Source organism: Pseudomonas sp. FJ2-5-13 (assembly GCF_029201605.1).
In the GTDB taxonomy this organism is placed as follows: Bacteria; Pseudomonadota; Gammaproteobacteria; order Pseudomonadales; family Pseudomonadaceae; genus Aquipseudomonas; species Aquipseudomonas lactis.
Genome location: NZ_CP104045.1, coordinates 5,403,160 through 5,421,420, shown reverse-complemented (window position 1 = coordinate 5,421,420; position 18,261 = coordinate 5,403,160). Strand labels below are relative to the sequence as shown.

Sequence of the window (18,261 nt, the reverse complement as noted above, 5' to 3'; positions counted from 1 at the left end):
CATCGACCTTGCGTCTCCAGCCCAAGCGTTAAGCTGAAGGCTGATGGCTGGTGGCTCTTGCCACCGGCCTTTTTCCGTTCTTGGCTGTCGACTCGGTCGCCGCCATTAACGCGCTGTAGCCACCCGAAGCGGTGGTGCAAACCATGGGGTTTGCAAGATTTTCTGGCTGCTCCCGTCGGAGGGGCCAAACAAGCAGGTGACCAAGCTGGGGAACGCTGATGGCTTACTCATATACTGAGAAAAAACGTATCCGCAAGGACTTTAGCAAGTTGCCGGACGTCATGGATGTCCCGTACCTTCTGGCTATCCAGCTGGATTCGTATCGTGAATTCTTGCAGGCGGGAGCGACCAAAGATCAGTTCCGCGACGTGGGCCTGCATGCGGCCTTCAAATCCGTTTTCCCGATCATCAGCTACTCCGGCAATGCTGCGCTGGAGTACGTCGGTTATCGCCTGGGCGAACCGGCATTTGATGTCAAAGAATGCGTGTTGCGTGGCGTTACGTACGCCGTACCTTTGCGGGTAAAAGTCCGTCTGATCATTTTCGACAAAGAATCGTCGAACAAAGCGATCAAGGACATCAAAGAGCAAGAAGTCTACATGGGCGAAATCCCACTGATGACTGAAAACGGTACCTTCGTAATCAACGGTACCGAGCGTGTAATCGTTTCCCAGCTGCACCGTTCCCCGGGCGTGTTCTTCGACCACGACCGCGGCAAGACGCACAGCTCCGGCAAACTCCTGTACTCCGCGCGGATCATTCCGTACCGCGGTTCGTGGTTGGACTTCGAGTTCGACCCGAAAGACTGCGTGTTCGTGCGTATCGACCGTCGTCGCAAGCTGCCGGCCTCGGTATTGCTGCGCGCGCTCGGTTACACCACTGAGCAGGTGCTGGACGCTTTCTACACCACCAACGTATTCAGCCTGAAGGATGAAACCCTCAAGCTGGAGCTGATCGCTTCGCGTCTGCGTGGTGAAATTGCTGTCCTGGACATCCAGGACGAAAAAGGCAAGGTCATCGTTGAGGCTGGTCGTCGTATCACTGCGCGCCACATCAACCAGATCGAAAAAGCCGGTATCAAAGAGCTGGAAGTGCCACTGGACTACGTCCTGGGTCGTACTACCGCCAAGGTCATCGTTCACCCGGCTACAGGCGAAATCCTGGCTGAGTGCAACACCGAGCTGAACACCGAGATCCTGGCCAAGATCGCCAAGGCCCAGGTTGTTCGCATCGAGACCCTGTACACCAACGATATCGACTGCGGTCCGTTCATCTCCGACACACTGAAGATCGACTCCACCAGCAACCAATTGGAAGCGCTGGTCGAGATCTATCGCATGATGCGTCCTGGTGAGCCACCAACCAAAGACGCTGCCGAAACCCTGTTCAACAACCTGTTCTTCAGCCCTGAGCGCTATGACCTGTCTGCGGTCGGCCGGATGAAGTTCAACCGTCGTATCGGTCGTACCGAGATCGAAGGTTCGGGCGTGCTGTGCAAGGAAGACATCGTCGCGGTATTGAAGACCCTGGTCGACATCCGTAACGGCAAAGGCATCGTCGATGACATCGACCACCTGGGTAACCGTCGTGTTCGCTGCGTAGGCGAAATGGCCGAGAACCAGTTCCGCGTTGGCCTGGTACGTGTTGAGCGTGCGGTCAAAGAGCGTCTGTCGATGGCTGAAAGCGAAGGCCTGATGCCGCAAGACCTGATCAACGCCAAGCCAGTGGCTGCTGCGGTGAAAGAGTTCTTCGGTTCCAGCCAGCTTTCGCAGTTCATGGACCAGAACAACCCGCTCTCCGAGATCACCCACAAGCGCCGTGTTTCTGCACTGGGCCCGGGCGGTCTGACCCGTGAGCGTGCTGGCTTTGAAGTCCGTGACGTACACCCGACGCACTACGGTCGTGTTTGCCCGATCGAAACGCCGGAAGGTCCGAACATCGGTCTGATCAACTCCCTGGCTGCCTATGCGCGCACCAACCAGTACGGCTTCCTCGAAAGCCCGTACCGTGTGGTGAAAGACGCCCTGGTCACCGACGAGATCGTATTCCTGTCCGCCATCGAAGAAGCTGATCACGTGATCGCTCAGGCTTCGGCCACGATGAACGACAAGAAAGTCCTGGTCGACGAGCTGGTAGCTGTTCGTCACTTGAACGAGTTCACCGTCAAGGCGCCGGAAGACGTCACCTTGATGGACGTTTCTCCGAAGCAGGTAGTTTCGGTTGCAGCGTCGCTGATCCCGTTCCTGGAGCACGATGACGCCAACCGTGCGTTGATGGGTTCCAACATGCAGCGTCAAGCTGTACCGACCCTGCGTGCTGACAAGCCGCTGGTGGGTACCGGCATGGAGCGCAACGTAGCGCGTGACTCCGGCGTTTGCGTCGTGGCTCGTCGTGGCGGTGTGATCGACTCCGTTGATGCCAGCCGCATCGTGGTTCGTGTTGCCGATGACGAAGTAGAAACTGGCGAAGCCGGTGTCGACATCTACAACCTGACCAAATACACCCGCTCGAACCAGAATACCTGCATCAACCAGCGTCCGCTGGTGAGCAAGGGTGATCGCGTTCAGCGTAGCGACATCATGGCCGACGGCCCGTCCACCGACATGGGTGAACTGGCTCTGGGTCAGAACATGCGCATCGCGTTCATGGCATGGAACGGCTTCAACTTCGAAGACTCCATCTGCCTGTCCGAGCGTGTGGTTCAAGAAGACCGCTTCACTACGATCCACATTCAGGAACTGACCTGTGTGGCACGTGATACCAAGCTTGGGCCTGAGGAAATCACTGCAGACATCCCGAACGTGGGTGAAGCTGCACTGAACAAGCTGGACGAAGCCGGTATCGTTTATGTAGGTGCTGAAGTTGGCGCTGGCGACATCCTGGTCGGTAAGGTCACTCCGAAAGGCGAGACCCAGCTGACGCCGGAAGAGAAGCTGCTGCGTGCCATCTTCGGTGAAAAAGCCAGCGACGTTAAAGACACCTCCCTGCGTGTACCTACCGGTACCAAGGGTACTGTCATCGACGTACAGGTCTTCACCCGTGACGGCGTTGAGCGTGATGCTCGTGCGCTGTCCATCGAGAAGACCCAGCTCGACGAGATCCGCAAGGACCTGAACGAAGAGTTCCGTATCGTTGAAGGCGCGACTTTCGAACGTCTGCGTTCCGCTCTGGTAGGCCACAAGGCTGAAGGCGGCGCAGGCCTGAAGAAAGGTCAGGACATCACCGACGAAATCCTCGACGGTCTTGAGCACGGCCAGTGGTTCAAACTGCGTATGGCTGAAGACGCTCTGAACGAGCAGCTCGAGAAGGCCCAGGCCTATATCGTTGATCGCCGCCGTCTGCTGGACGACAAGTTCGAAGACAAGAAGCGCAAACTGCAGCAGGGCGATGACCTGGCTCCAGGCGTGCTGAAAATCGTCAAGGTTTACCTGGCAATCCGTCGCCGCATCCAACCGGGCGACAAGATGGCCGGTCGTCACGGTAACAAGGGTGTGGTCTCTGTGATCATGCCGGTTGAAGACATGCCGCACGATGCCAATGGCACCCCGGTCGACGTGGTCCTCAACCCGTTGGGCGTACCTTCGCGTATGAACGTTGGTCAGATCCTTGAAACCCACCTGGGCCTCGCGGCCAAAGGTCTGGGCGAGAAGATCAACCGTATGATCGAAGAGCAGCGCAAGGTCGCAGACCTTCGTAAGTTCCTGCACGAGATCTACAACGAGATCGGCGGTCGCAACGAAGAGCTGGACACCTTCTCCGACCAGGAAATCCTGGATCTGGCGAAGAACCTGCGCGGCGGCGTTCCAATGGCTACCCCGGTGTTCGACGGTGCCAAGGAAAGCGAAATCAAGGCCATGCTGAAACTGGCAGACCTGCCAGAAAGCGGCCAGATGCAGCTGTTCGACGGCCGTACCGGCAACAAGTTCGAGCGCCCGGTTACTGTTGGCTACATGTACATGCTGAAGCTGAACCACTTGGTAGACGACAAGATGCACGCTCGTTCTACCGGTTCGTACAGCCTGGTTACCCAGCAGCCGCTGGGTGGTAAGGCTCAGTTCGGTGGTCAGCGTTTCGGGGAGATGGAGGTCTGGGCACTGGAAGCATACGGTGCTGCATACACTCTGCAAGAAATGCTCACAGTGAAGTCGGACGATGTGAACGGTCGTACCAAGATGTACAAAAACATCGTGGACGGCGATCACCGTATGGAGCCGGGCATGCCCGAGTCCTTCAACGTGTTGATCAAAGAAATTCGTTCCCTCGGCATCGATATCGATCTGGAAACCGAATAACACGTGACGCGAATCGAGAGCGGGGCTGTTTAGCCCGCTCTCTGCTCCGCCAGGAGGAAAGGCCTTGAAAGACCTACTGAATTTGCTGAAAAACCAGGGTCAAGTCGAAGAGTTCGACGCCATCCGTATTGGATTGGCATCGCCTGAGATGATCCGTTCGTGGTCGTTCGGTGAAGTTAAAAAGCCGGAAACCATCAACTACCGTACGTTCAAACCTGAACGTGACGGCCTGTTCTGCGCCAAGATCTTTGGCCCGGTAAAGGATTACGAGTGCCTGTGCGGTAAGTACAAGCGCTTGAAGCACCGTGGTGTGATCTGCGAGAAGTGTGGCGTTGAAGTCGCGCTGGCCAAGGTTCGTCGTGAGCGCATGGCGCACATCGAACTGGCTTCGCCGGTTGCCCACATCTGGTTCCTGAAATCGCTGCCGTCCCGTATCGGCTTGCTGATGGACATGACCCTGCGTGATATCGAACGTGTTCTCTACTTCGAGAGCTATGTCGTTATCGACCCAGGCATGACCACCCTTGAAAAAGGTCAGCTGCTGAACGACGAGCAGTACTTCGAGGCGCTGGAAGAGTTCGGCGACGATTTCGATGCCCGCATGGGTGCCGAAGCTGTCCGCGAACTGCTGCACGCTATCGACCTGGAGCACGAGATTGGTCGTCTGCGCGAAGAGATTCCGCAAACCAACTCCGAAACCAAGATCAAGAAGCTGTCCAAGCGTCTGAAGTTGATGGAAGCCTTCCAGGGTTCCGGCAACTTGCCAGAGTGGATGGTGCTGACCGTTCTGCCGGTTCTGCCGCCAGACCTGCGTCCGCTGGTACCGTTGGACGGTGGTCGTTTCGCGACGTCCGACCTCAACGACCTGTACCGCCGCGTGATCAACCGTAACAACCGCTTGAAGCGCCTGCTTGATCTGTCCGCTCCGGACATCATCGTGCGCAACGAAAAGCGTATGTTGCAAGAAGCGGTCGATGCCCTGCTCGACAACGGTCGTCGTGGCCGCGCTATCACAGGTTCCAACAAGCGTCCTCTGAAATCCCTGGCTGACATGATCAAGGGTAAGCAAGGTCGTTTCCGTCAGAACTTGCTCGGTAAGCGTGTTGACTACTCCGGTCGTTCGGTAATTACCGTAGGCCCGACCCTGCGTCTGCACCAGTGCGGTCTGCCTAAGAAGATGGCACTCGAGCTGTTCAAGCCGTTCATCTTCGGCAAGCTGGAAATGCGCGGTCTCGCGACCACCATCAAAGCGGCCAAGAAAATGGTCGAGCGCGAACTGCCAGAGGTTTGGGACGTTCTTGCTGAAGTGATCCGCGAACACCCGGTTCTCCTCAACCGTGCACCGACCCTTCACCGTCTGGGTATCCAGGCGTTTGAACCTGTACTGATCGAAGGTAAGGCTATCCAGCTGCACCCTCTGGTCTGTGCTGCGTACAACGCCGACTTCGACGGCGACCAAATGGCCGTGCACGTACCGCTGACACTGGAAGCTCAGTTGGAAGCGCGTGCGTTGATGATGTCGACCAACAACATCCTGTCGCCAGCCAACGGTGAGCCAATCATCGTTCCGTCGCAGGACGTTGTATTGGGTCTGTACTACATGACCCGTGAAGCGATCAACGCCAAGGGCGAAGGTCGTGTGTTCGCTGACCTGCAAGAAGTTGACCGTGTGTTCCGTGCCGGCGAAGCCGCACTGCACGCCAAGGTCAAAGTGCGGATCCACGAAACCGTCAACGACCGTGACGGCGGCAGCGTGAGCAACACCCGTATCGTCGACACCACTGTCGGCCGTGCGCTGTTGTACCAGGTTGTGCCAAAAGGTCTGTCGTACGACGTCGTCAACCTGCCGATGAAGAAAAAGGCGATCTCCAAGCTGATCAACCAGTGCTACCGCGTGGTTGGTTTGAAAGAGACCGTTATCTTCGCTGACCAGTTGATGTACACAGGTTTCGCTTACTCGACTATCTCCGGCGTTTCCATCGGCGTTAACGACTTCGTTATCCCGGATGAAAAAGCTCGCATCATCAGTGCTGCCACTGACGAAGTGAAAGAGATCGAGAGCCAGTACGCCTCCGGCCTGGTAACCCAGGGCGAGAAGTACAACAAGGTGATCGACCTTTGGTCCAAGGCGAACGACGAAGTTTCCAAGGCGATGATGGCCAACCTCTCGAAAGAGAAAGTCATCGACCGTCACGGCGACGAAGTTGACCAGGAATCCTTCAACTCGATGTACATGATGGCCGACTCGGGCGCGCGGGGTTCTGCTGCGCAGATCCGTCAGCTCGCCGGTATGCGTGGCCTGATGGCCAAGCCGGACGGTTCCATCATCGAAACGCCGATCACTGCGAACTTCCGTGAAGGTTTGAGCGTACTTCAGTACTTCATCTCCACTCACGGTGCTCGTAAGGGTCTTGCGGATACCGCGTTGAAAACCGCTAACTCCGGTTACCTGACTCGTCGTCTGGTAGACGTTGCACAAGATCTGGTTGTAACCGAGATCGATTGCGGCACCGAGCACGGCCTGCTGATGACTCCGCACATTGAAGGCGGTGACGTTGTAGAGCCACTGGGTGAACGTGTATTGGGTCGTGTTATTGCCCGTGACGTGTTCAAGCCGGGTACCGAGGAAGTTATCGTTCCTGCCGGCACCCTGGTTGACGAGAAGTGGGTCGAGTTCATCGAACTCAACAGCATCGACGAAGTGATCGTTCGCTCGCCGATCAGCTGCGAAACCCGCTACGGCATCTGCGCCAAGTGCTACGGCCGTGACTTGGCTCGTGGTCACCAGGTGAACATCGGTGAAGCGGTCGGCGTTATCGCTGCCCAGTCTATCGGTGAGCCGGGTACCCAGCTGACCATGCGTACGTTCCACATCGGTGGTGCGGCAAGCCGGACCTCCGCAGCCGACAGCGTTCAGGTGAAGAATGGCGGTACCGTCCGCCTGCACAACCTCAAGCATGTTGAGCGAGTGGATGGCCACTTGGTTGCTGTGTCCCGTTCCGGTGAGCTGGCCATCGCTGATGACTACGGTCGTGAGCGTGAGCGTTACAAGCTGCCGTACGGTGCTGTGATTTCGGTTAAAGAAGGTGACAAGGTCGACGCTGGCGCAATCGTGGCCAAGTGGGATCCGCACACTCACCCAATCGTTACCGAAATGAAAGGTACCGTGACCTACGTGGGCATGGAAGAAGGCATCACGATCAAGCGTCAGACTGACGAATTGACCGGTATGACCAACATTGAAGTACTCGACGCCAAAGATCGTCCAGCTGCCGGTAAGGACATCCGTCCTGCCGTGAAGATGGTCGATGACAACGGCAAGGATCTGTTGCTGCCAGGTACTGACGTAATCGCTCAGTACTTCCTGCCAGCCAACGCCCTGGTCGGTGTAGCGGATGGTGCGAAGATCGCGATCGGTGATGTTATCGCGCGTATCCCGCAAGAAACTTCGAAGACCCGTGACATCACCGGTGGTCTGCCGCGTGTTGCCGACTTGTTCGAAGCTCGTCGTCCGAAAGAAGCGTCGATTCTGGCTGAAGTCAGCGGCACCATCGCGTTCGGTAAAGAGACCAAGGGCAAGCGCCGTCTGGTCATTACCCCGAACGACGGTAGCGATCCGTATGAAGAGCTGATTCCGAAGTGGCGTCACCTGAACGTGTTCGAAGGCGAACAGGTAAACCGCGGCGAAGTTATCTCCGACGGTCCGAGCGATCCACACGACATCCTGCGTCTGCTGGGTGTGAGTGCGCTGGCCAAGTACATCGTTAACGAGATCCAGGACGTTTACCGTCTGCAAGGCGTGAAGATCAACGACAAGCACATCGAGACCATCCTGCGTCAGATGCTGCGTAAAGTTGAAATCGCTGAATCCGGCGATTCCAGTTTCATCAAGGGCGACCAGATGGAACTGACTCACGTACTGGTAGAAAACGAGCGCCTGGCGAACGAAGAGAAATTTGTCTCCAAGTTCACTCGCGTGTTGCTGGGTATCACCAAGGCGTCGTTGTCCACTGAGTCGTTCATCTCGGCGGCCTCCTTCCAGGAGACCACTCGCGTACTGACCGAAGCAGCGGTAACCGGCAAGCGCGATTACCTGCGCGGCCTGAAAGAAAACGTAGTCGTGGGTCGTCTGATCCCGGCGGGTACCGGTTTGGCTTATCACAGCGAGCGTAAGCGTCGCCGTGATGCTGACAAGCCGCTGCGCGTAAGCGCCAGTGAAGTGGAAGCTGCACTGACCGAAGCGCTGAACTCAAGCGGTAACTGAGTTCTGCGATAGATGAGTCTGGGCCCTGACACTCCCATTCGTCGGATCGAGGCATTTTTGCCCCGGTTCGACGCGAGGGGAGGTCGGGGCCTTGCCTTGACTGGGGGCAAGATCCTCTTTAGACTCTTGTACCCCTAAATTTGGCGGGAATTCGTTCCTGCCATTTTGCTTTTCTTGCAAGACAATAGCGTCGCAAGACAACAGTGGAGCTAGTAGATGGCAACTATCAACCAGCTGGTACGTCAGCCGCGTAAGCGTATCGTCGAGAAATCCGACGTACCTGCGCTGCAGAACTGCCCGCAACGTCGTGGCGTATGCACCCGTGTGTATACCACCACGCCGAAAAAACCTAACTCGGCACTGCGTAAAGTATGCCGTGTGCGTCTGACCAACGGTTTCGAGGTTTCCTCGTACATCGGCGGTGAAGGCCACAACCTGCAAGAGCACAGCGTGGTACTGATCCGCGGCGGTCGTGTAAAAGACTTGCCAGGTGTTCGTTATCACACCGTACGCGGTTCTTTGGATACTTCCGGCGTTAAAGGTCGTAACCAGGGTCGTTCGAAGTACGGTACCAAGAAGCCTAAGTAGTAGCGGCTTTTTGTAAACCTGAATCATCTTATTTTCTGAGTCGATAAGAGTAAGGTCGGAGGCGTCCCGAAAGGGCACCGATTCCGAGCGAACCTGAAGACCGTTTGAGGGCTTATCCATGCCAAGAAGACGCGTAGCAGCCAAGCGCGAAGTGCTTGACGATCCAAAATACGGAAGCCAAATTCTGGCCAAGTTCATGAACCACGTGATGGAAAGCGGCAAGAAAGCCGTTGCCGAGCGTATCGTTTATGGCGCGCTGGAAAAGGTTAAAGAACGCAAGAACAGCGACCCCCTGGAAATCTTCGAGAAAGCTCTCGACGCCATCGCTCCGCTGGTCGAAGTGAAGTCGCGCCGTGTAGGCGGTGCTACTTACCAGGTTCCGGTTGAAGTTCGCCCGTCCCGTCGTAACGCTCTGGCAATGCGCTGGTTGGTAGACTTCGCCCGTAAGCGCGGCGAGAAGTCTATGGCTCTGCGTTTGGCCGGCGAACTGTTGGACGCTGCTGAAGGTAAAGGTGCTGCTGTTAAGAAGCGTGAAGACGTGCACCGTATGGCTGAAGCCAACAAAGCTTTCTCGCACTACCGCTTCTAATTTTAGCTTCACTAATTTTGCGAGGGCTTTATGGCTCGTACTACTCCGATTAGCCGCTACCGTAACATCGGTATCGTCGCTCACGTGGATGCTGGTAAAACCACCACCACCGAGCGCGTACTGTTTTACACCGGCAAAAGTCACAAAATGGGCGAGGTGCATGACGGCGCCGCGACCACAGACTGGATGGTTCAGGAGCAGGAGCGTGGTATTACCATTACTTCTGCTGCTATTACCGCGTTCTGGAAAGGTTCCGAGAAGCAGTACAAGGACGAGCATCGCTTCAACGTAATCGATACCCCGGGCCACGTAGACTTCACCATTGAAGTTGAGCGTTCCCTGCGCGTACTCGACGGCGCTGTCGTTGTGTTCTGCGGCACCTCGGGTGTTGAGCCTCAGTCGGAAACCGTATGGCGTCAAGCCAACAAGTACGGTGTTCCACGTCTTGTTTATGTAAACAAGATGGACCGTGCTGGTGCCAACTTCCTGCGCGTGATCGGTCAGATCAAGCAGCGTCTGGGTCACACTCCGGTGCCTATCCAGTTGGCTATCGGTTCCGAAGACAACTTCCAGGGTCAGATCGATCTGATCAACATGGAAGCTGTTTACTGGAATGATTCCGACAAAGGTATGGTTCCTGTTCGTAAGCCTATCCCTGAAGAGCTTCAGGAACTGGCTGACGAGTGGCGCAACAACATGGTTGAGGCTGCTGCCGAAGCCAGCGAAGAGCTGATGAACAAATACCTCGAAGGTGAAGAACTCACCAACGTGGAAATCAAGGCCGCTCTGCGTCAGCGTACTATCGCTGGTGAGATCGTCTTGGCTGTTTGCGGTTCCTCGTTCAAGAACAAGGGTGTTCCCCTGGTTCTCGACGCCGTTATCGACTACCTGCCTGCTCCAACCGACATTCCTGCTATCAAGGGTTCCAACCCTGATAACGAGGAAGAAGAAATGGAGCGTCACGCCGATGACAACGAGCCGTTCTCGGCTCTGGCGTTCAAGATCGCTACCGACCCATTCGTGGGTACTTTGACCTTCGTCCGCGTTTACTCGGGCGTGTTGGCCTCCGGCGACGGCGTGATCAACTCGGTTAAAGGCAAGAAAGAGCGCGTGGGTCGTATGGTGCAAATGCACGCAAACGCCCGTGAAGAGATCAAGGAAGTACGCGCTGGTGACATCGCGGCCCTGATCGGCATGAAGGACGTCACCACTGGTGAGACTTTGTGCGACGCTGCCAAGCCAATCATCCTGGTTCGCATGGACTTCCCGGAGCCGGTTATTTCGGTTGCCGTAGAGCCTAAGACCAAGGATGACCAGGAAAAAATGGGTATCGCTCTGGGCAAACTTGCTCAGGAAGATCCATCTTTCCGCGTCAAGACTGATGAAGAGACTGGTCAAACGATCATCTCCGGCATGGGCGAGCTGCACCTGGACATCCTGGTTGACCGGATGCGCCGTGAGTTCAACGTCGAAGCCAACATCGGTAAGCCTCAGGTTTCCTATCGTGAGCGCATCACGAAGAACTGTGAAATCGAAGGCAAGTTCGTTCGTCAGTCCGGCGGTCGTGGTCAGTTCGGTCACTGCTGGATCCGTTTTGCTCCTGCTGACGAAGGTCAGGAAGGTCTGCAATTCGTGAACGAAGTAGTAGGTGGTGTTGTTCCTAAGGAATACATCCCTGCTATCCAGAAGGGTATCGAAGAGCAGATGAAGAACGGTGTTGTTGCCGGCTATCCGCTGATCGGCCTGAAAGCAACCGTTTTTGACGGTTCTTACCACGACGTCGACTCCAACGAGATGGCGTTTAAGGTGGCTGCTTCCATGGCAACCAAGCAACTGGCCCAGAAGGGCGGTGGTGAGTTGCTTGAGCCAATCATGGCGGTAGAAGTTGTTACACCTGAAGACTATATGGGTGATGTCATGGGCGACCTTAACCGTCGTCGCGGCATGATCTTGGGTATGGAAGACACGGTTTCCGGCAAAGTGATTCGCGCCGAGGTTCCGTTGGGCGAGATGTTCGGTTATGCGACCGACGTTCGTTCCATGTCCCAGGGTCGCGCAAGCTACTCTATGGAATTCAAAAAATACAACACAGCTCCGGCGCACATCGCTGAAACTGTATCCAAAAAACAAGGCTGATTCAGTCCTTTAGGCAAGGAGTTAATTGTCGTGGCTAAAGAAAAATTTGATCGTTCCCTACCGCACGTCAACGTTGGCACCATCGGTCACGTTGACCACGGTAAAACCACTCTGACTGCTGCTCTGACTCGCGTTTGCTCCGAAGTATTCGGTTCCGCAATCGTTGATTTCGATAAAATCGACAGCGCGCCAGAAGAGAAAGCTCGTGGTATCACCATCAACACCGCGCACGTTGAATACAACTCGCTGATCCGTCACTACGCTCACGTTGACTGCCCAGGTCACGCTGACTATGTGAAGAACATGATCACCGGTGCTGCCCAGATGGACGGCGCAATCCTGGTTTGCTCGGCCGCTGATGGTCCGATGCCACAAACCCGTGAGCACATCCTGCTGTCCCGTCAGGTTGGCGTTCCGTACATCGTGGTTTACCTGAACAAGGCTGACCTGGTAGACGACGCTGAGCTGCTGGAACTGGTTGAGATGGAAGTGCGCGATCTGCTGAGCACTTACGACTTCCCAGGTGACGACACTCCGATCATCATCGGTTCTGCTCGTATGGCTCTGGAAGGCAAGGACGATAACGAAATGGGCACCACGTCCGTTCGTAAACTGGTTGAGACTCTGGACAGCTACATCCCAGATCCAGTCCGTGTTATCGACAAGCCGTTCCTGATGCCAATCGAAGACGTATTCTCGATCTCCGGTCGCGGTACTGTTGTAACTGGTCGTATCGAGCGCGGTATCGTTAAGGTACAAGATCCACTGGAAATCGTTGGTCTGCGTGACACTACCGTCACCACCTGCACCGGTGTTGAAATGTTCCGTAAGCTGCTCGACGAAGGTCGTGCTGGCGAGAACTGCGGCGTTCTGCTGCGTGGTACCAAGCGTGACGACGTTGAGCGTGGCCAGGTTCTGGTCAAGCCAGGTTCGGTTAAGCCGCACACCAAGTTCGAAGCTGAAGTGTACGTGCTGAGCAAAGAAGAAGGCGGTCGTCACACTCCGTTCTTCAAAGGCTACCGTCCACAGTTCTACTTCCGTACTACTGACGTGACTGGTAACTGCGAACTGCCGGAAGGCGTAGAAATGGTAATGCCAGGCGACAACATCAAAATGGTTGTCACCCTGATCAAAACCATCGCTATGGAAGACGGTCTGCGTTTCGCAATCCGTGAAGGCGGCCGTACCGTTGGTGCTGGCGTTGTAGCTAAAATCATCGAGTAATCTCTCTTTTGAGTGAGCTTTGATGTTTTGAGAAAGCCCCCGCTTAGCGGGGGCTTTTTTATTGGGTTGACACCTATCTAGGGCGTCTATAGAATTGCGCCTCCTTTTAACGGGCGTATTGCGCCCGGTGGGAATAGCAGCCGGAGTCTGAAATCCAATGCAAAATCAGCAAATCCGTATCAGGTTGAAGGCTTTTGACCATCGCCTGATCGACCAATCCACCCAGGAAATCGTGGAAACCGCGAAACGTACTGGTGCTCAAGTGCGTGGTCCAATTCCACTGCCTACCCGTAAAGAGCGGTTCACCGTTCTGGTCTCCCCGCACGTCAACAAAGACGCGCGTGACCAGTACGAGATCCGTACTCATAAGCGCGTACTGGACATCGTCCAGCCAACGGATAAAACCGTTGATGCACTTATGAAGCTCGATCTGGCGGCCGGTGTGGAAGTACAGATCAGCCTCGGCTAAGACTTGGGTCTTAGTCGTGTAACGCTCTGAAATGGGCGGCCATAGCGGGTGAAAGCCCCGTACACTCATGAGGTTTACAACATGACTATTGGTGTAGTCGGTCGTAAATGCGGTATGACCCGTATTTTCACCGAAGAAGGTGTCTCCATTCCGGTCACGGTCATTGAGATCGAACCGAATCGCGTCACCCAGTTCAAAACTGAAGAAACCGATGGCTATCGTGCAGTGCAAGTCACTGTCGGCGAGCGTCGTGCTTCGCGCGTGACTGCTGCTCAAGCAGGTCACTTCGCTAAAGCAAACGTTGCAGCTGGTCGTACTGTCATGGAGTTCCGTCTTGAAGACGGCGACTACCAGGCTGGCGATCTGATCAACGCTGAAATCTTCGCCGCTGGTCAACTGGTTGATGTAACCGGTCAGTCCAAGGGTAAAGGCTTCCAGGGTACGATCAAGCGTTGGAATTTCCGTGGTCAAGACAACACTCACGGTAACTCCGTTTCCCACCGCGTCCCGGGCTCTATTGGCCAGTGCCAGACTCCTGGTCGTGTATTCAAGGGCAAAAAAATGTCCGGTCATATGGGCGCTGAGCGCGTGACCGTGCAGTCCCTCGAAGTAGTGCGCGTCGACGCTGAACGCAATCTGTTGTTGGTCAAGGGTGCTGTTCCTGGCGCTACTGGCGGCAACCTGGTTGTACGTCCAGCGGCCAAGGCTCGCGGTTAAGGGGAAGCTGACATGCAATTAAATGTAAATGACGCTCAAGCGATCGAAGTTTCCGAACTGACATTTGGCGGCGAATTCAACGAGACGCTCGTTCACCAAGCAGTCGTGGCCTACATGGCCGGCGGCCGTCAAGGTAGCAAGCAGCAAAAGACCCGTTCCGACGTACGTGGTGGCGGTAAGCGCCCTTGGCGTCAGAAAGGCACTGGCCGTGCTCGTGCCGGTACTATCCGTAGCCCAATCTGGCGTGGCGGCGGTACCACTTTCGCAGCTCGTCCACAGGATCACTCTCAGAAGCTCAACAAGAAGATGTATCGCGCAGCACTGCGCTCCATCCTTGCTGAACTCGTGCGTACTGATCGTCTGGTCGTGGTTCAGGACTTCGCTGTTGAAAGTCCAAAAACCAAAGATCTGCTGGGCAAACTGAACAACATGAGCCTGACCGACGTTTTGATCGTGTCCGAAGCTGTTGATCAGAACCTGTACCTGGCTGCTCGCAACCTGCCACACGTTGATGTACGTGACGTGCAAGGTTCCGATCCAGTTAGTCTGATCGCATACGACAAGGTGTTGATCACCGTGTCGGCCGTGAAGAAATTCGAGGAGCTGCTGGGATGAACCAGGAACGCGTATTTAAAGTTCTGCTTGGCCCGCACGTTTCCGAAAAGGCTACGGTTCTGGCTGACAAGAAAGGCCAGTTCGTTTTCAAGGTTGCAACTGACGCAACCAAGCTGGAAATCAAGAAGGCCGTCGAAAGCCTGTTCAGCGTGAAAGTAGAGCGTGTTACTACCCTGAATGTTCTGGGTAAGAGCAAGCGCACTGCTCGCGGTCTGGGCAAGCGTAATGACTGGAAGAAGGCAGTTATCTCCCTTCAGCCAGGCCAAGATCTCGATTTCAGCAGCAGTGCTGAGTAAGGAAGGGGTGCATCATGGCAATCGTTAAATGCAAACCGACTTCCCCTGGCCGCCGTTTTGTGGTCAAGGTGGTCAACCAGGAGCTGCATAAAGGCGCTCCTCACGCACCGCTGCTCGAGAAAAAATCGAAGTCTGGTGGTCGTAACAACAATGGTCGCATTACCACTCGTCACATCGGTGGTGGCCATAAGCAGCATTATCGTCTGGTCGACTTCCGTCGCAACGACAAAGATGGCATCGCTGCCACTGTCGAGCGTATCGAATACGATCCAAACCGTACTGCTCACATCGCTCTGCTGCTGTACGCAGATGGCGAGCGTCGCTACATCATCGCCCCTAAAGGCGTGAGTGCTGGCGACCAGCTGATCGCAGGTGCTCTGGCACCGATCAAGCCGGGCAACGCTCTGCAACTGCGTAACATTCCAGTTGGTAGCACCGTACACGGCATCGAATTGAAGCCAGGTAAAGGCGCACAGATCGCTCGTTCCGCTGGTGCTTCGGCTCAGCTGATCGCTCGTGAAGGTGTCTACGTGACCCTGCGTCTGCGTTCTGGTGAGATGCGTAAAGTACTGGCTGAATGCCGTGCGACCCTGGGCGAAGTCTCGAACTCCGAGCACAGCCTGCGTTCGTTGGGTAAAGCTGGTGCCAAACGCTGGCGTGGCGTTCGCCCAACCGTTCGTGGTGTTGCCATGAACCCGGTTGACCACCCACACGGTGGTGGTGAAGGTCGTACCTCTGGTGGTCGTCATCCGGTATCGCCATGGGGCTTCCCGACTAAGGGCGCGAAGACTCGTGGTAATAAGCGTACCGACAAAATGATCGTCCGTCGTCGCAAGTAAATAGAGGGATACGACAGTGCCACGTTCTCTGAAAAAAGGTCCTTTTATTGATCTTCACCTACTGAAGAAGATCGAAGTGGCGGCGGAAAAGAACGATCGCAAACCAGTTAAAACCTGGTCGCGTCGTTCGATGATCCTGCCACAAATGGTCGGTCTGACCATCGCAGTACACAACGGTCGTCAACACGTCCCAGTTCTCGTTAACGAAGACATGGTCGGCCACAAACTGGGCGAGTTTGCCGGTACCCGCACTTATCGTGGGCACGTGGCAGACAAGAAAGCCAAGCGTTAAGGGGTTAGGAAATGGAAGTAGCCGCTAAGTTGTCGGGCGCTCGAATCTCCGCCCAGAAAGCCCGCTTGGTCGCCGACCAGATCCGCGGGAAGAAGGTGGGCGAAGCGCTCAACCTGTTGGCTTTCAGCAGTAAGAAAGCCGCCGAGATCATGAAGAAAGTGCTGGAGTCGGCCGTAGCCAACGCCGAGCATAACGAAGGCGCAGACGTTGATGACCTGAAGGTCAGCACCGTTTTCGTCAACGAAGGGCGTTCGCTGAAGCGCATCATGCCACGTGCCAAAGGCCGTGCTGATCGCATCGTCAAGCGGTCTTGCCATATCACTGTCAAGGTTGCTGACAAGTAACGGAGTCGAAGAGATGGGTCAGAAAGTACATCCCATTGGCATTCGCCTGGGAATCGTCAAGGAGCACACCTCCGTCTGGTACGCAGACGGTCGGACTTATGCGGACTACTTGTTCGCTGATCTGAAGGTGCGTGAGTATCTCCAAGACAAACTAAAAAGCGCGTCCGTAAGCCGTATCGATATCCATCGTCCGGCCCAAACTGCACGTATCACCATCCACACCGCTCGTCCAGGTATCGTTATCGGGAAGAAAGGTGAAGATGTTGAGAAACTGCGTCAGGACCTGACCAAGCAAATGGGTGTGCCTGTGCACATCAATATCGAAGAGATCCGCAAGCCGGAGCTCGACGGTATGCTGGTTGCGCAGAGCGTAGCTCAGCAGCTGGAGCGTCGCGTAATGTTCCGTCGCGCTATGAAGCGCGCCGTACAGAACGCCATGCGCATTGGTGCCAAAGGCATCAAAATCCAAGTGAGCGGTCGTCTCGGCGGTGCTGAAATCGCACGTACTGAATGGTATCGCGAAGGTCGTGTGCCACTGCACACCCTGCGTGCCGACATCGACTATGCCAACTACGAAGCTCACACCACTTACGGTGTGATCGGTGTAAAGGTTTGGATCTTCAAAGGCGAAGTAATTGGTGGTCGCCAAGAAGAACTGAAACCACAAGCACCAGCGCCTCGTAAAAAAGCTGCTAAGTAAGGGGTACGCCAAATGTTGCAACCTAAGCGTACGAAGTTCCGCAAGCAGATGACAGGCCACAACCGTGGTCTGGCTCAGCGCGGTAGCAAAGTCAGCTTCGGCGAGTTCGCGCTGAAGTCTGTAGCTCGTGGTCGTCTCACCGCTCGTCAGATCGAGTCAGCGCGTCGTGCTCTGACCCGTCACGTAAAACGTGGCGGTAAGATCTGGATCCGTGTATTCCCGGACAAGCCGATCTCCAAAAAGCCTCTCGAGGTTCGGATGGGTAAAGGTAAGGGTAACGTGGAATACTGGGTAGCCCAGATTCAGCCAGGCAAAGTCCTGTATGAAATCGAGGGTGTTTCTGAAGAGCTGGCGCGTGAGGCTTTCGCCCTGGCTGCTGCAAAGCTGCCGCTCGCCACCTCCTTTGTTAAACGGACGGTGATGTGATGAAAGCGAATGAACTTCGTGAAAAATCCGCACAGCAGCTGAACGAGCAACTGCTCGGCCTGCTGCGCGACCAGTTCAATCTGCGTATGCAGAAAGCAACTGGCCAGTTGGGGCAGTCTCATCTGCTCTCGCAAGTTAAGCGTGACATCGCTCGCGTGAAGACTGTGCTCAACCAGCAGGCAGGTAAGTGATCATGGCTGAAGCCGAAAAGACTGTCCGTACGCTGACTGGCCGTGTTGTCAGCGACAAGATGGACAAAACCATCACCGTTTTGATCGAGCGTCGCGTTAAGCACCCGATCTACGGTAAATATGTTAAGCGTTCGACTAAGCTGCACGCGCACGACGAAACCAATCAGTGCCACATCGGCGACAAAGTCACTATTCGTGAAACTCGTCCGATGGCCAAGACCAAGTCTTGGGCACTGGTTGATGTTCTCGAACGCGCTGTGGAAGTCTAAGGACTAGGGG

At 55.4% G+C, this 18,261-nt stretch carries 17 protein-coding genes; all 17 read left to right on the top strand.

What is annotated here, in order from left to right; translation table 11 throughout:
• Nucleotides 1-218: 218 nt before the first annotated feature.
• The 17 genes from rpoB to rpsQ all read left to right on the top strand — a co-directional run bounded on the left by rpoB (nucleotide 219) and on the right by rpsQ (nucleotide 18,251).
• Nucleotides 219-4,292 (top strand): DNA-directed RNA polymerase subunit beta, encoded by a 4,074-nt coding sequence (gene rpoB / locus N2A98_RS24040; RefSeq protein ID WP_010206926.1) that lies wholly within the window; start codon nucleotides 219-221, stop codon nucleotides 4,290-4,292.
• A 64-nt stretch (nucleotides 4,293-4,356) separates the two neighbouring features.
• Nucleotides 4,357-8,556, top strand: coding sequence for a DNA-directed RNA polymerase subunit beta' (gene rpoC / locus N2A98_RS24035; protein ID WP_003194653.1), 4,200 nt, complete (start codon nucleotides 4,357-4,359; stop codon nucleotides 8,554-8,556).
• 216 nt (nucleotides 8,557-8,772) lie between these two features.
• The gene (gene rpsL / locus N2A98_RS24030) at nucleotides 8,773-9,144 is read left to right on the top strand and encodes a 30S ribosomal protein S12 (RefSeq protein WP_002555494.1); all 372 of its coding nucleotides are present in this window, start codon (nucleotides 8,773-8,775) and stop codon (nucleotides 9,142-9,144) included.
• A gap of 118 nt (nucleotides 9,145-9,262) precedes the next feature.
• Complete coding sequence (rpsG, locus tag N2A98_RS24025; RefSeq protein ID WP_002555493.1) at nucleotides 9,263-9,733, top strand: 30S ribosomal protein S7; 471 nt, start codon at nucleotides 9,263-9,265, stop codon at nucleotides 9,731-9,733.
• Nucleotides 9,734-9,763: 30 nt separating this feature from the next.
• Nucleotides 9,764-11,869: an elongation factor G gene (gene fusA, locus N2A98_RS24020; RefSeq protein ID WP_003194651.1), complete on the top strand. Its 2,106-nt coding sequence runs from the start codon at nucleotides 9,764-9,766 to the stop codon at nucleotides 11,867-11,869.
• Between the two features lie 30 nt (nucleotides 11,870-11,899).
• Nucleotides 11,900-13,093, top strand: coding sequence for an elongation factor Tu (gene tuf, locus N2A98_RS24015; protein WP_003176426.1), 1,194 nt, complete (start codon nucleotides 11,900-11,902; stop codon nucleotides 13,091-13,093).
• A gap of 157 nt (nucleotides 13,094-13,250) precedes the next feature.
• Nucleotides 13,251-13,562 carry a 30S ribosomal protein S10 gene (rpsJ, locus tag N2A98_RS24010; protein WP_003186070.1) on the top strand — a complete coding sequence of 104 codons (312 nt, stop codon included), beginning with the start codon at nucleotides 13,251-13,253 and terminating at the stop codon, nucleotides 13,560-13,562.
• Between the two features lie 81 nt (nucleotides 13,563-13,643).
• Nucleotides 13,644-14,279: a 50S ribosomal protein L3 gene (rplC, locus tag N2A98_RS24005; protein WP_003194649.1), complete on the top strand. Its 636-nt coding sequence runs from the start codon at nucleotides 13,644-13,646 to the stop codon at nucleotides 14,277-14,279.
• Nucleotides 14,280-14,291: 12 nt separating this feature from the next.
• Nucleotides 14,292-14,894, top strand: a complete 603-nt coding sequence (rplD, locus tag N2A98_RS24000) for a 50S ribosomal protein L4 (protein WP_003176424.1) — start codon at nucleotides 14,292-14,294, stop codon at nucleotides 14,892-14,894.
• Complete coding sequence (rplW, locus tag N2A98_RS23995) at nucleotides 14,891-15,190, top strand: 50S ribosomal protein L23 (RefSeq protein ID WP_002555488.1); 300 nt, start codon at nucleotides 14,891-14,893, stop codon at nucleotides 15,188-15,190. Before rplD ends, rplW begins: the two co-directional genes overlap by 4 nt.
• Nucleotides 15,191-15,204: 14 nt before the next feature.
• Nucleotides 15,205-16,029 carry a 50S ribosomal protein L2 gene (rplB, locus tag N2A98_RS23990; protein WP_003186055.1) on the top strand — a complete coding sequence of 275 codons (825 nt, stop codon included), beginning with the start codon at nucleotides 15,205-15,207 and terminating at the stop codon, nucleotides 16,027-16,029.
• Between the two features lie 16 nt (nucleotides 16,030-16,045).
• Complete coding sequence (gene rpsS / locus N2A98_RS23985; protein ID WP_002555486.1) at nucleotides 16,046-16,321, top strand: 30S ribosomal protein S19; 276 nt, start codon at nucleotides 16,046-16,048, stop codon at nucleotides 16,319-16,321.
• Between the two features lie 11 nt (nucleotides 16,322-16,332).
• Nucleotides 16,333-16,665, top strand: a complete 333-nt coding sequence (gene rplV, locus N2A98_RS23980) for a 50S ribosomal protein L22 (RefSeq protein ID WP_003103908.1) — start codon at nucleotides 16,333-16,335, stop codon at nucleotides 16,663-16,665.
• 13 nt (nucleotides 16,666-16,678) lie between these two features.
• Nucleotides 16,679-17,365, top strand: coding sequence for a 30S ribosomal protein S3 (rpsC, locus tag N2A98_RS23975; protein ID WP_003176422.1), 687 nt, complete (start codon nucleotides 16,679-16,681; stop codon nucleotides 17,363-17,365).
• A 12-nt stretch (nucleotides 17,366-17,377) separates the two neighbouring features.
• Nucleotides 17,378-17,791, top strand: coding sequence for a 50S ribosomal protein L16 (gene rplP, locus N2A98_RS23970; RefSeq protein WP_003176421.1), 414 nt, complete (start codon nucleotides 17,378-17,380; stop codon nucleotides 17,789-17,791).
• Entirely contained in the window at nucleotides 17,791-17,982 is a 192-nt protein-coding gene (rpmC, locus tag N2A98_RS23965) for a 50S ribosomal protein L29 (protein ID WP_002555481.1), read from the top strand. The genes rplP and rpmC overlap by 1 nt, the downstream gene beginning before the upstream one ends.
• Before the next feature lie 2 nt (nucleotides 17,983-17,984).
• Nucleotides 17,985-18,251 (top strand): 30S ribosomal protein S17, encoded by a 267-nt coding sequence (gene rpsQ / locus N2A98_RS23960; RefSeq protein WP_003194644.1) that lies wholly within the window; start codon nucleotides 17,985-17,987, stop codon nucleotides 18,249-18,251.
• Nucleotides 18,252-18,261: the final 10 nt, after the last annotated feature.